Origin of the sequence: Rahnella bruchi, assembly GCF_003614975.1 — a bacterium.
GTDB classification, from domain to species: Bacteria; Pseudomonadota; Gammaproteobacteria; order Enterobacterales; family Enterobacteriaceae; genus Rahnella; species Rahnella bruchi.
Genome location: NZ_QZWI01000032.1, coordinates 1 through 13,784, shown reverse-complemented (window position 1 = coordinate 13,784; position 13,784 = coordinate 1). Strand labels below are relative to the sequence as shown.

Below are 13,784 nucleotides of genomic sequence, written 5' to 3'. Positions count from 1 at the left end.
CGTGAATACCAATAAACAAAAATATATAGGGTATTAATAAACCGGAGAACGATGAATCCAATAAATTCATAAAAATCATTAAGATAGAAGTGGTGTGATTTTAATGTGAATCTAAAAAAATATTTCAGATTAATTTTTTAATGATATTTATATACAAACAAAATTTGATAGTGGTAATTTAATGATTATCAAATCACTCCAAGCGCATTAAATAACGCCCGGACCGGGAAAACAAATCTCAGTCTAACCTCTATCAACAAAAGCCAATCATGTAACTGGCGGGTATGTAACATTAAGGATGATTCAGCATGAGCAATACCAAAGATGGCAGTGTTGCACCTAAAGAAAGAATTAACATTCGCTATGTGCCCAAAGCGGACGGATTAAGTTCTGAAGTAGAATTACCTCTCAATCTTCTGGTTGTTGGCGACATGAAAGGCCGGCCTGAAGATGCGCCACTCGATGAGCGTTCAGCGGTATCTATCAATAAAAATAACTTTAATTCAATCATGAGTGAAACGGGCATCAGCCTGAATTTTAGTGTTGCAAACTCACTCAGTAATAAAAAAGGTGATGAAGTTCAGGTCGAGCTTGATATCAAATCCATAGAGGATTTTTCGCCGGACAATATTGTAAAACAAGTCCCTGAGCTGAGAAAACTCCTTGAGCTAAGGGAAGCCCTGGTTGCTCTCAAAGGTCCGATGGGAAACGTGCCCGCTTAACGACCTCTCTTTAATGAAATCCGCAACATTTATCCTGGCCGTCAAATCGCAAATTCCACATGACACATTGCAACGGCAGTTTGTGCAGCAATCCAAAATCAGCTCAGTGGAAAGGATCCGCAATGTGGTCAGCGTACAGGTGCCCGGCGTTCAGCTGACGTCCCTTTCGACCGCACCACGCCAAATCCCCTACCACGCCAACTATGTCTATTTCTCACTGGATAAAAACAGCCCCGGCTGGGCAGAAATCATCAAACACAATGGCATTGCACTGCATGTTTCCGGTTCATTCCCGGAATTAGACCTTCAGCTCTGGGCAATAAGGGGATAACGCAATGAGCGACATATCTGCGGTTTCAGCCTTCGCCCCGGAAGAAATCAATGAGGACAGCCACCGTCTTTATCGCCTGACACTGCGCGGCAATAGTCTTAATACAATGATTGATGCCGCCACCCCCCTGCTGGGAATGGTTTTGCGCCTGAAAAGTATGAGCAGCCGCGGATTACCGGAACATCTGTTTGGTCAGGTGGTCACCGATATCCGCGCCATTGAGCAATTGCTGCAAAATCAGGGTTACGAGCCCGGAACCATCATTTCTTTCCGTTATGTTCTTTGCACTTTCATTGATGAAACTGCACTGGGTCAGGGCTGGTCCACGCAAAACGAATGGGTAAAACAATCGCTGCTGGTGCATTTTCATAACGAAACCTGGGGTGGTGAGAAGATTTTCATTCTGCTGGAAAGACTGATGGGAGAACCCAAGCGATATCAGGATCTGCTGGAGTTTTTGTATCTGTGCTTTTCTCTCGGATTCCGCGGCAGATATAAAGTCAGCAATCAGAACAACGATGAATTTGAACAAATTTTTCGCCGCCTTCATCACGTATTGCACAAGCTCAGGGGCGACAGCGCTTTCCCGCTGCTGCACCAGAACAAAATCGGACAACCGGGGTTTTATCACCTGACACGGCGCCTGGGAATTAAGCATCTTCTCGCGGGCGGAATAGCCCTGCTGGCGGTGGTTTACCTGTTTTATTTGCTGCGTCTTAATGCCCAGACTCAGGACATTTTGCACCAGCTGAATAATTTGCTGCGATAAGAAAAAGGAGTTTTCTATGATCCAAATTGATTTACCAATGCTCGTTAGCCGGCTCAATATCCTGTCAAAACAGTCACTGGAACTGGCAGCGGCGGAATGCGTTAATCAGCAGGGAACTGAAATCACAGTTGCACACGTGCTGTCCCAGATGCTGATGACACCGCGTAGTGATGTGCGCGTCATCATTGAACAGGCGGGGATTGATGCGGATGAATTGCTCGCTGCGATAACGCTGACTGGCGGACAACGGGGAAATACTGTCGGGGAAAGTTATCCGAGCTTTTCTCCTTTATTGGTGGAATGGCTGAAAGATGCCTGGCTGCTGGCTTCTGCGGACATGCAGGTCACTCAGTTGCGCGGGGGGATTTTGCTGCTTGCTCTGCTCCACTCCCCGCTTCGTTATGTAACTCCGGCTGCGACTCAGCTTCTGGCGCAAATCAATCGCGATTTGCTTCGGCTGAATTTTTTCGTCTGGACGAGAGAGTCCGCTGAATCGGCGCTCCCTGAAGATGCAGGAAAAAGTAACCCTCTGCACAATGGCGAAGAAAGTATGCTGGCGCGGTATTCCGCTAACGTGACGGAAGATGCCCGCAACGGGAAACTCGATCCGGTGCTGTGCCGCGATAATGAAATCGATTTGATGATCGACATTCTCTGCCGCCGTCGCAAAAACAATCCAATTGTGGTCGGTGAAGCCGGGGTCGGAAAAAGCGCACTTACCGCCTGTGCCAGGGTTGCAATCAACTTAACATCTCCGCCCCGCCAGATTTCAGCGCTGACCACACAAAGGCATCAGTATGAAGCTGAAATCCGCCAGCTGGAACGCGAGCAACGCATTGGTCTGCTGCACAGCGATACACGGCTTTTAGAATTACATCAGCTTTATGAAGAAACCGGACAGCAGCTCAATGAGCTTGATTCAGGCTGGCAGCATCAGCGTGATCTGGTTCATCAGATTATTGCCCTGCGCCATAATTTTTTAGCCATTGCTGATGAGGAGCCTGACAGTGATGAATCAGTTGCCGAAAAACGGCAAACACTGCAGGAACTGATGGCAAAACTCGACGCATTGCATCAGACCAGAAAGCTGGTTTCCCCGCATGTGGATAAAGGGCAAATTTCGGCGGTGATTGCCGAATGGACCGGCGTGCCGTTAAACAGGTTGTCTCAAAGTGAGATGACACTGATTACCGAACTTCCCGTGTGGCTTGGCGAAAAAATTCAGGGCCAGTCATTGGCGATTGAACAATTACATAAGCATTTGCTGACCGCCAGAGCCGATCTGCGCCGTCCCGGTCGCCCGCTGGGGGCATTTTTGCTGGCGGGTCCGAGCGGCGTTGGCAAAACAGAAACCGTGCTGCAACTAGCCGAATTGCTTTTCGGCGGCCGCCAGTACCTCACGACCATCAATATGTCTGAATTTCAGGAAAAGCATACCGTTTCTCGGCTCATCGGTTCACCACCAGGCTACGTCGGTTACGGAGAAGGCGGAGTACTGACAGAGGCTATCCGTCAAAAACCATATTCCGTTGTACTTCTCGACGAAGTTGAAAAAGCCCACCCGGATGTACTCAATCTGTTCTATCAGGCGTTTGATAAAGGTGAAATGTCAGATGGTGAAGGCCGCCTGATCGACTGCAAAAATGTGGTGTTTTTCCTGACTTCAAATCTGGGTTATCAGGTGATTGTGGAGCATGCCTCCCGTCCTGAACAGCTACTGGAAGCACTGTATCCGGTTCTTGCCGATTTCTTCAAACCTGCACTGCTGGCACGTATGGAAACCATTCCGTTCCTGCCATTGTCGGCAGAAACGCTGATCACCATCATTGCAGCAAAACTGGCAAGGCTGGAGACACTTCTCCACAAGCGCTTTGGTGCAGAAGTGATTGTGGATGCACAAGTCAGCGATGAAATAATGCTTAGGGTGACGCGTGCTGAAAACGGCGCGCGGATGCTCGAATCCATCATTGATGGTGAAGTTCTGCCGCCTCTTTCGTTGTTGTTACTGCAAAAATTAGCCGCAGGTTCGGCGATAAAACGCGTGCAAATTGCCGTCACTGACCATCGTTTCACAGCAGATATTCAGGATACTTTCACTGAGGAAGAAGGCGGTTTATGCGCGGTGTAATTCTGGTCTGCCTGCTGCCGTTTTCTCTCGGGCTGGCACGGGCGGAACCGCCAAAACCAGCCCTCAGCGCGGCAGAAACCACTCTCCGTGCGATGGAGTCCTGTCGCCAGGAACCCGCGTCTCTGGTACGGCTGGATTGCTATGACCATTTGCTGACGCCAGCCTATCCCGATTTTTCCAGCGCACTGGTCAAAGCTCAGGTGCAGGGTGAGGCCTGGCAACGTGCTTTTGCACAGGAAAACTTGCGTGACGATCACTCTTCCAATTTTCTGACGCAACAGACTACCGGTGAGCCCCCATCGGTTGTGATCACCACGCCTGCAATAGGGATTGTACCTCCCCGCCCTGTGCTGATGTTCAGTTGCATAGACAACATCACACGTATGCAAATTGCTTTACCTGGGCCGCTGCATCATGAGCCCAACTTGTCTGTTTCCACGGAAAAATTCCATGCTGACGTTCACTGGTTTTTGCGGGAGAACGACTCCCTTCTTGAATCCAGCCGCGGCCTGCCGGGAATTGATGAAATTAAACAACTATTTGGCGCCCGTACGCTGACTGTAGCTCTGAACAAAGCGGACAAAAGTGTGTTCGCGAAATCAGATCCGGCAACGTTGCTCACATTTTCAATTGATGGTCTGGATAAAACGCTCACCCCTCTCAGGGTGGCCTGCCACTGGGCAGATTAGCGACGGATTTCTAAAGGGAATTATATGGAAATAACAACACCAGGGATCTGGACAGAACATGTCCTTGCCCCGCTGTCGGAGGAAAAAATCCGGGCAGCCATCAGTGAAACCAATGGTGACTGGGAATATATCGACAGCGAAATGGTCAAGCTGGGATCACTGACCCATGCACAGCTGGATATCGCTGAGATCCAAAACCGGGCGCTGAAACTATTGGCAACCGAAAGCAAAGATTTTCGTTTGATGGTGCACCTGCTGCGCACCCTGCAACACGCGGGGAAAGCCCCCGCCCTGTTGCTGGCACTGCAACTTCTGACGCAATATATCGGGCATTATTGGACGGTCAGCTGGCCGCAAAAAATCCCGCAAAAAAATCGTTTTGCTCTGCAAGTTCTTAAACGTTTTGAAACCGCCTCAGGTACTTTCGCCGCGCAAGCCAGTCAGGCTGAATGTGACGCGATGCTAAATGAACTAAAAAATCTTGCTCAGCTTTGGATTCATGCTGAAAGTCATCCGCTGGCATCAGCGTCCGACGAGGTTTTACGAGCCTATCAGCGCAGTATTCAGCAGCAGCTTTCTGAAAACAGCGCCATAACAGAAAATCCTCAAACCTCACTTGCTGGTCCCGATACTCGCGAACTCAGCCCGCAAAACTTTCAGCCTGAATTCCCGAAAGTGAGCGTTGAAAGCCATGACGATAAATCCTGGCGACAAACGCTGCTCAGGGTGGCGGAATTATTATGCGAACGCCATCCGCAAAGCGCGATGGGCTACCGCCTGCGCCGCCATGCACTCTGGCAAAATATCGGTGCCGCACCTCAGGCCGAAAATGAAGGCCGGACTTCTCTCGCCGCATTTCCGCCTGATTTAATGGCTGATTACCAAAACCGGCTTCCGGCTGCTGATATTGCACTCTGGGAGCAGGTAGAAGCCAGTTTGTTACTGGCGCCGTACTGGTTTGACGGACATTACCTCTCCTCGGATATTGCCACCCGGCTCGGCTTTCAGGCAGCCGCTACGGCCATCCGTGATGAGCTTCGTCTTTTTATACACCGGCTACCGTTGCTGAAAAATTTACAGTTCACCGATCACACTCCCTTTCTTTCCGGACCGACCCTGAACTGGCTGGATGAAAGTTCGTCTTCGCGCTCAGAAAATCCGTCTTCAGGCGACAGCGATGAGGAGAACCAACGTATCTGGCAGTGTTTCGACGTTCAGGGACTGGCTGCGGCGCTGGAGCTACTCGACCAAATGCACCAAGCCTCTGATGAACCACGCGGTCTGTTTTATCGTCAATTTCTGAGTGCCCGGCTACTTGAAAAGTCCGGTCTGAAAGCTTCGGCGCTCCAGCAATTTCAGTTACTCCATCACACCGCACGCCAGATGACATTGCCCGAATGGGAACCTGCGTTGCTTGAACAATTAAAAGAAAAAATCACAACGGAACAGTGAAGTAAAACAGGAGTTTTATTGTGTTCAAAATATCAAAACCGGGTTTCCTCAGAGCATTAAAACCAACGCTAAAACCCGCCATGCCACGGCTAAAAATTTCGGCGATGGTTCTGCTGGTCATCGGCTGGATACTTTCACTGGTCTGGATCTGGTGGAAAGGCCCGACATGGACGCTCGGACAACAGCATCCGCTCGCGCCACAGGCCAACCGCTGGCTGGCAACCTCTGTCTGGGTGCTCATTGCGCTCGTCTGGCTGACCTGGCGGGTGGTAAAACGCCTGCAACATCTGGAGACATTGCAGCGTCTGCAACGCCAGCATGAAAAAGATCCGCTCAGCCTGGAGGTTCACCAGCAGCAGCGTCATCTGGATCACTGGTTGCTGCGCCTGCAACGTCATCTGGCCCGCAGGGATCCGGCGTACCATCTGCCGTGGTATATCATGGTGGGAACTTCCGGTAGCGGAAAGACGACATTGCTGCGCGAAGGTTATTCCGCAGACAAGATCTATGTGCCCGAGAAAGTCCGCGGTGAGAATAATGCCCCCTGGCATATTTCGCCGTACGTGGGCGAGCACGCAGTGATTTTTGATATTGATGGCGAACTGATTAACCAGCCCGCAACGGGGCAAGAGGAAGTCAATGTTTACAGCCGTTTATGGGAGCACTGGCTCGGCTGGCTGAATCAGAATCGCCCGCGTCAGCCGCTGAACGGTATTATCATTACGCTGGATTTGCCTGAACTGCTTACCGCCAGTAAATCTCAGCGCGAGCAACAACTCACCGTTCTTCGCCAGCGATTGCAAGACCTCAACCAGCAACTGCATTGCGAATTGCCGGTTTATCTTGTCCTGACCAAACTCGATTTGCTTTATGGTTTTGCGCCGCTTTTTCAACCGCTTGATAAACAACAGCGTGATTCGATTCTTGGCGTCACATTCCGCGAAGGATCACACGGAAATGATCAGTGGCGGGAGGAACTGCAGACGTTCTGGCAAGAATGGATGCAACGTTTCAATCAGGCGCTGCCAGACCTGCTACTGAACCATGTAGAAGCCAGTCAGCGCAGTATGCTGTTCAGCTTCAATCGCCAGATGCAGGGCATAAACGATCATCTTGAGTCATTAATCAGCAGCCTGCTGGCTGGCGATAACATGTCCGTCATGCTGCGCGGGGTGTATCTCACCTCTTCGCTGCAACGTGGTCAGGTTGATGACGTTTTTATTCAGTCCGCCGCTGTGCAGTACCGCCTGGGACAAACCGCGCTTTCCTCCTGGCCGATGGTTGAGACTCAGCCTTATTTCACCCGTAATCTGTTCCCCGAAATCTTACTGGCAGAAGCGAATCTTGCCGGAGAAAACAGTCTCTGGCTGAAAAAAAGGCGCCGCCAGATGACCCTTTTCTCAGCCATTGGAGCAACCGCAGCTCTCATCTGCATGGCTGGCTGGCACTACTATTATCAGTCTAATTATCATTCCGGCGTTACAGTGCTGGCCCAGGCTAAATCCTTCATGGAGATCCCTCCACCACAGGGCATTGATGAGCAGGGAAATCTTCAGTTGCCGCTGCTCAACCCGATGCGCGATGCCACTCTGGCTTATGGTGACTACCGCGAACACAATGCGCTGACTGATATGGCTTTATATCAGGGTGTGAAAATCGGCCCGTATGTTGAAAAAACATATCTGCAATTGCTTGATCAGCGCTTCTTACCGGCTTTGTTTAACGGACTGATCAAAGACCTCAACGCCGCGCCTGCGGGAAGTGAGAAAAAACTCGCGATCCTGCGCGTGATCCGCATGCTGGAAGACAAAAGTGGCCGCGACAACAAGGTCGTCGAACAATATATGTCACAGCGCTGGAGTGAGCATTTTCACGGCCAGCGCGAGCTTCAGTCCCAGCTGATGTCGCATCTTGATTACGCACTGGAACACACCGACTGGCATTCACGAAGGGCGGAAGGCGACAGCGATGCAATTACCCGTTTTATTCCTTATGAGAAACCGATCGTTGCCGCTCAGCAGGAACTCAGCAAACTCTCGATTTATCAGCGCGTTTATCAAAGTCTGAGGTCAAAAGCACAGGGCGTTTTACCTGCTGATCTGAACCTGAGAGACCAGATTGGCCCAAGTTTCGACAAGGTTTTCGTCGCTAACAAAGAAGAAGATCTCGCCATCCCGCAGTTTCTCACCCGCTACGGGCTGCAAAGCTATTTTGTGAAGCAACGCGACAGCCTGGTAGAACTTACCGCACTGGATAGCTGGGTGCTGAATATCACCAAAAATGTGACCTTCAGCGAAGCCGACCGCGAGGAAATTCAGCGACATATTACGGAGCAGTACATCAGCGACTACACCGCCACCTGGCAGGCGGGAATGAACAATCTGGATGTCCGCGAATACGAGAATATACAGGAAGTGACCGACGCCCTTGAGCAGGTCATCAGTGGCGATCAGCCGTTCTATCGCGCATTGCAATCATTGCGGGACAATACCCAGCTTCCGCCCCCTCCCGCAAATATTCCGGAAAAAGCGCGTGATGAAATGATGTCCGCGCTCGATTTCCAGTTGCTGACGCGTCTGGGCCGTGATTTTTCATCCGAAAATGGCGTTCTGACGGAAACGAAAGACAAAGCAAGCACGCTACAGGCTGTTTATCAGCAACTGACCGAGCTTCATCGTTATTTACTGGCGATTCAGAACTCGCCGGTGCCGGGTAAGTCCGCGCTAAAAGCCGTGCAGATGCGTCTTGATCAGAACAACAGTGACCCGATATTCACAACCCGCCAGATGGCAAAAACCCTGCCAGCACCACTCAACCGCTGGGTGGGCAAGCTGGCCGATCAGGCGTGGCATGTGGTGATGATTGAAGCCGTTCACTACATGGAGGTCGAGTGGAACGACAAAGTGGTCAAAACCTTCAACGATCAGCTGGCGGACCGCTATCCGTTTAACCCTGACGCGACACAGGACGCATCGCTCGATGCCTTTAATCGCTTCTTCAAACCTGATGGCATTCTCGACAGTTTCTATCAGCAAAACCTGAAGCTGTTTATCGAAAATAAACTCACCTGGGGTGATGACGGGGAAGTACTGATCCGCCCGGACGTTCAACAGCAGCTTGAAACTGCTCAGAAAATCCGTGAGACGTTCTTCACGCAACAAAGTGCTCTGGGCACTCAGTATGCTATTGAAACCACGGAACTTTCGTCCAACAAACGCCGCAGTGTACTGAATATGGATGGTCAGTTACTCGATTACAGCCATGGTCGCAATTACACCACACACCTGGTCTGGCCAAACACCATGCGTGATGGAACGGAAAGCAAACTTACGTTGGTCGGCACTGGAGACGGCGCCCCACGAAGCATCAGTTTCAAAGGCCCGTGGGCCCAGTTCCGCCTGATCGACGCCGGCAGCCTGACCAATGTTGATGACGGCTCATTTGACGTACGCTTCAACGTTGACGGCGGTTACATGATTTACCGCATGCACTTTGATACGCAGGACAATCCGTTCACCGGCGGACTCTTCAGTGAGTTCAGCCTGCCGGATACGTTGTACTAATGGACTCACCCCGGCAGCGATGCCGGGGTATTAAGGAAAATCATGAGCGACGAAACACACATCATCAAACTGGGCGACGATCCGCGCTTTTTGCCAGAATTCAGTGCCATCCGCGAAGAGATCAACAAAGCGAATCATCCCTCCCAGCCGGAAGTAAACTGGCGGCTTGTCGAATCGCTGGCGCTGACGCTATTTAAAAGCAATGGTGTCGACCTGCACACCGCGACTTACTACACGCTGGCACGTACCAAAATCAACGGTCTGTCCGGGTTTTGCGAAGGCTGCGAACTGCTGGCCGGGCTGATTACTGCCGAATGGGAACGCTTCTGGCCACAAAACTACCAGGCGCGCAGCGATATGCTGGAATGGTTCAATACCCGCATCGGTAATATTCTGCGAAAAAACCCCGCACTGGCGCTGGGTGATATACAGCTTCTGTACCGCACTGAACGCACACTGCAACTTATCTGTGACAAGCTTCAGCAGGTCGAACTCAAACGCGTTCCCCGTGTGGAAAATCTGCTCTATTTTATGCAGAACATCCGCAAACGTACCGAAGCCGAGCAGCAGGCGCAAAGTTCGCAGGCTCACCAATACATCTCACCAACGCTGGTCTATATGCCGGATCAGATATCTCATCCTGACCCTGTTTATTCACCGCTACCCAGCATGGAGCCCGTACATCAGGCGCCGAAAGTTGAAGTACATTTCGCCGGTTCAGAAAATAAAAAACGGCCTTCCCGTAAACCCGTAATCGGTGGCTTTCTGGCGGGTATTGTCTGCTCGGCGCTGGTCTGCGGAGGATTATGGTGGTGGCAGATCGCGCCCTTGCAGCAGCAAATCTCGCTGATGAAAGACACACCGCAAGGCGGCGCGGCACTTTGGCTGACGTCGCCTGAACTGGCTACATACCCGCAACACCTGAACCGCCTGCTTAACGCAACACCACTGCAAGCACTGGAAAGTGGTGAGCATCTGACGAAAACAGCAAGTGTTGTCTGGCCTGAGAATGAACAGCAGCAACAAGCCACCTCCCGCTGGAACAATGCACTCAAACTGCGCGCCGGTAGCAGTCCCGCTTTACGCGGATACTTACAAATCCGACAGGATATGCATTCATTTTCAGACTTGTTAGTTCAGCGGGAAAAAAGCAAAGAAGGTGTCACGCTTTCATATCTGAAAACGGTCGCCTATCAGGCCGAAACCTTGTTGAATCAGGAAACTCCGCTCGAGGCGTTATTAACTCAGCTGGAAGATGCTAAAAGACAAAACCAGAATACGCAAACTCTGGAAAAAACAATTAACGAAAGAATGGATTCATTATCCAGTCGTTATTTTTTAATTAAAAACATCAGCAAAACCGATAATTGATATTTAACTCTAACACCTAATACTCATGACTAAGATAAAGGAATAACATCATGGCCAATCTCATTTATTTAACCCTCACAGGACAAACCCAGGGACTGATTTCAGCAGGATGCTCATCGCTGGATTCCATCGGGAACAAAGCGCAGATCGCACATCTGGATCAGATTATGGTTTATGAGTTGACTCATTCTATTTCCAGAGAGCAAAATGCCAGTCATCAGCCTCTGATTATTCAAAAACCGATAGACAAATCTTCACCTCTGCTGGGCAAAGCAATTTCAGAAAATGAATTACTCACTTGCATCCTTGATTTTTATCGTATTAATCGACTAGGAGCGAATGAAATTTATTACAGGATAAAGTTAACGGAAGCGACAATAAAAAACATCCGTTTGAATAGCCCAAGCTCGTTAAGAGAAAACGGAGCACAGGTAACTGAGGCTGTTTCAATTGCCTATAAATCAATAACATGGGAACATCCTCAAGCGGGTACTAGTGCCTATAGTTTTTGGGAAGAAAGAGTTTTTTAATCATTTCATATGAACACTCAACATTTAGAATATTACGTGGGCATATTTAAGAATTACAAACATACCAATCATGAATTGTTAATAATTAATGATTCATGATTCATATGTTTAACTTTAAAATCGTAACCCAAAAAAACGCATTAAATGAATGCTTGACCTGTAGTGATTAAATACATACTCTTTTTACCGCCCTGTTAAAATGGAATTAACAAGATGCAAACACTACAATACCTCAGAAAAACTCGTGGTGATTATAAGTATGCAAGCCTTTTGCATACTATTTCCGATGTTGACTTTGACTTTGAAGCATTGGGCCAGGCTCTGGACTGTCAGCGCGATTTCTATGGTGTAGGTATTTTATACTCTGAAGATCAAAGAGAATATGTAGTAAGGCAATCAAGGAGTGCGGCATCTGCGAAATATGTCATTGTCACAAAAGTCCCGCATATTAGTAAAAACGTGGCTGCCGCAAGTCTTAGAGATGCTATATCCTCCCCATCGTTAGGTAAAGAAATCACATCAGCGGCATTATCCTGCGGTGGATTATTACTCACTATAGGTGCTGCTGTACTCGGAATAGGGGCTATTCCATTTACATTAGGTACAAGCTCGGCAATGGTCGCCTTGGCAGTTGCAGGCACGGCAGCAACGCTGGCGCAATGCGGTTTAAGTTTATACAGAATTTATGACATTAATGAAAATAATGGTGAAAACACTGCGTGGTTGGACTCACAGCAATGGTATCTGACTACATCCTGTATATTGGATGTTATATCCGTTGCTTCAGCAGGGGCTGCACTGAGAGATATCTTGATTACCTACCGAACAATGAGAGCCGCTTCTTCGCTAAAAGTGAGTCAATGGTTAAGATCTCTTCCGAGGCAGGACCGCGCCAGAATTACCGAACACATCATGCGTACACAGAATCCAGGAATATCTAACAAAGCAATTAAATCTTTTATTGCTATCGGTAAGTATCCAACACGTTTTCCCACTGAAGGACTACAGAAGACGCTACAAGTTCAATTATTGAATAGTTTAAATAGCATGTCAGCTTTTTCAGGGAGTGCTATTGGTGGTGTTATAAATTCCCCAAGAAGTATTTTTGATTCAGGAGAGTATGTTGTAGGAATGTTGTAATCCATTGAGGTTTTTTAATGAAAATAATTATAGGATCTTCTTTTTATGAATTAATGAAGTATGGAAAAGACATTGATTTATATATAAATAAAAGTGATATAGCAACACTAGAGCGTAAAGTTGAAACAAAAACAACTCAGTACTCAACAGTTTTATTTTTCCATAAAAACTTTATTGCACTTTCTGCTGCTTTATTTTTGATGATGATCTCCTGGACTTTTATAATATTGACAACACTGAAAATCATAAATATAGAACATGCTCCTGCAATCCACTTAGGTTTGTTCATGGGTATGTTTATGCCCTACGGTTTAATATATGCAGGTTCAGTATATTTAATTGCGAGGGGAGTCCAGAAAGGAATTACTCTAATATATATTTCTTTCACTTTTATTTTTATTACAGCGTTTATTTTTTCTTTTTATTATTTTCATAGATTGTATTTAAGCGAAAATTCTAATGCGGAAAATATCATTCACATAATTATCCTATTACTTCCACTCTACTTTTCACGCCTGATATTAAACACTACTTTAATCAGAATTGCAATTATGTGGACTATTAATGAACGAGCCAAAAAGGCTTACTGGGAATTATTTATGAAAGATTATCAGAGCCCTCGTAAAAAAAGAAAGTTAAGAGTTGGATAAATTGTCATAATACAACCGCCTATAAAAATTGTTCTGATTTTAATTGGTTTTTTTATTATTTCTCTACTCGGGAAAATTAGAGCATTTCAATCTGCATATATATCTTCATAAATTCATTGATGGAACATAGAATGACAATTAAATTATCGACTGTAATACTCGCCACTGCTGTTCTAACCTCATTATCTTCACGAGCAGACGAAATGCAGGATCCTTCTGTTTCACTGGTAAAAAGAACTGTTGAGCAAGGAAATTTGGTTTCGGATATTCAGTGCGTCGGTTACGTCCTGACAAATAATGAATAGTAGCAAACAGTGGATATCCACTGAAAATGCGGATGGATAACGGGCCGGAACTGTTATTGTAAGTATCCCAGCTTTAGTTCCAGGCACTTTTTGAGACTTCCGGGTTTTCGGCCATCAGCCGATATTCTTCTGGC

General features: G+C 47.9%; 9 protein-coding genes and 3 pseudogenes. All 12 read left to right on the top strand.

All coding sequences use genetic code 11. The annotated features are described in order from the left end of the window. Positions 1-308: 308 nt before the first annotated feature. Positions 309-719: pseudogene (gene tssB, locus D5398_RS25055) on the top strand (type VI secretion system contractile sheath small subunit); the annotation flags it as partial. 16 nt (positions 720-735) lie between these two features. After that, a complete protein-coding gene (gene tssK, locus D5398_RS25050; RefSeq protein ID WP_120510007.1) occupies positions 736-1,053 on the top strand; it encodes a type VI secretion system baseplate subunit TssK in 318 nt (105 codons plus the stop codon). 4 nt (positions 1,054-1,057) lie between these two features. After that, positions 1,058-1,822 carry a type IVB secretion system protein IcmH/DotU gene (gene icmH / locus D5398_RS25045; RefSeq protein ID WP_120510006.1) on the top strand — a complete coding sequence of 255 codons (765 nt, stop codon included), beginning with the start codon at positions 1,058-1,060 and terminating at the stop codon, positions 1,820-1,822. 16 nt (positions 1,823-1,838) lie between these two features. Next, positions 1,839-2,198, top strand: a pseudogene (locus D5398_RS25925) (Clp protease N-terminal domain-containing protein); the annotation flags it as partial. A gap of 186 nt (positions 2,199-2,384) precedes the next feature. Beyond that, positions 2,385-3,950: pseudogene (locus D5398_RS25040) on the top strand (AAA family ATPase); the annotation flags it as partial. Further along, positions 3,938-4,639, top strand: a complete 702-nt coding sequence (vasI, locus tag D5398_RS25035) for a type VI secretion system-associated protein VasI (RefSeq protein WP_120510004.1) — start codon at positions 3,938-3,940, stop codon at positions 4,637-4,639. The pseudogene D5398_RS25040 and the gene vasI, both read left to right, overlap by 13 nt. Before the next feature lie 24 nt (positions 4,640-4,663). Further along, positions 4,664-6,091, top strand: coding sequence for a type VI secretion system protein TssA (gene tssA / locus D5398_RS25030; RefSeq protein WP_120510003.1), 1,428 nt, complete (start codon positions 4,664-4,666; stop codon positions 6,089-6,091). Between the two features lie 20 nt (positions 6,092-6,111). Then, positions 6,112-9,654, top strand: coding sequence for a type VI secretion system membrane subunit TssM (gene tssM, locus D5398_RS25025; protein ID WP_162940842.1), 3,543 nt, complete (start codon positions 6,112-6,114; stop codon positions 9,652-9,654). 42 nt (positions 9,655-9,696) lie between these two features. Continuing rightward, positions 9,697-11,025 carry a VasL domain-containing protein gene (locus D5398_RS25020; protein WP_120510002.1) on the top strand — a complete coding sequence of 443 codons (1,329 nt, stop codon included), beginning with the start codon at positions 9,697-9,699 and terminating at the stop codon, positions 11,023-11,025. Positions 11,026-11,075: 50 nt separating this feature from the next. Continuing rightward, entirely contained in the window at positions 11,076-11,555 is a 480-nt protein-coding gene (locus D5398_RS25015; RefSeq protein ID WP_120510001.1) for an Hcp family type VI secretion system effector, read from the top strand. 213 nt (positions 11,556-11,768) lie between these two features. Beyond that, positions 11,769-12,695, top strand: coding sequence for an Ssp4 family T6SS effector (gene ssp4, locus D5398_RS25010; protein WP_120510000.1), 927 nt, complete (start codon positions 11,769-11,771; stop codon positions 12,693-12,695). Between the two features lie 17 nt (positions 12,696-12,712). Further along, positions 12,713-13,345, top strand: coding sequence for a hypothetical protein (locus D5398_RS25005; protein WP_120509999.1), 633 nt, complete (start codon positions 12,713-12,715; stop codon positions 13,343-13,345). Positions 13,346-13,784 lie beyond the last annotated feature (439 nt).

Coding starts and splice junctions, on each gene's coding strand:
- D5398_RS25015 (WP_120510001.1), top strand. CDS start 11,076: ATGGCCAATCTCATTTATTTAACCCTCACAGGACAAACCCAGGGACTG.
- tssK (WP_120510007.1), top strand. CDS start 736: ATGAAATCCGCAACATTTATCCTGGCCGTCAAATCGCAAATTCCACAT.
- ssp4 (WP_120510000.1), top strand. CDS start 11,769: ATGCAAACACTACAATACCTCAGAAAAACTCGTGGTGATTATAAGTAT.
- D5398_RS25005 (WP_120509999.1), top strand. CDS start 12,713: ATGAAAATAATTATAGGATCTTCTTTTTATGAATTAATGAAGTATGGA.
- tssA (WP_120510003.1), top strand. CDS start 4,664: ATGGAAATAACAACACCAGGGATCTGGACAGAACATGTCCTTGCCCCG.
- vasI (WP_120510004.1), top strand. CDS start 3,938: ATGCGCGGTGTAATTCTGGTCTGCCTGCTGCCGTTTTCTCTCGGGCTG.
- icmH (WP_120510006.1), top strand. CDS start 1,058: ATGAGCGACATATCTGCGGTTTCAGCCTTCGCCCCGGAAGAAATCAAT.
- D5398_RS25020 (WP_120510002.1), top strand. CDS start 9,697: ATGAGCGACGAAACACACATCATCAAACTGGGCGACGATCCGCGCTTT.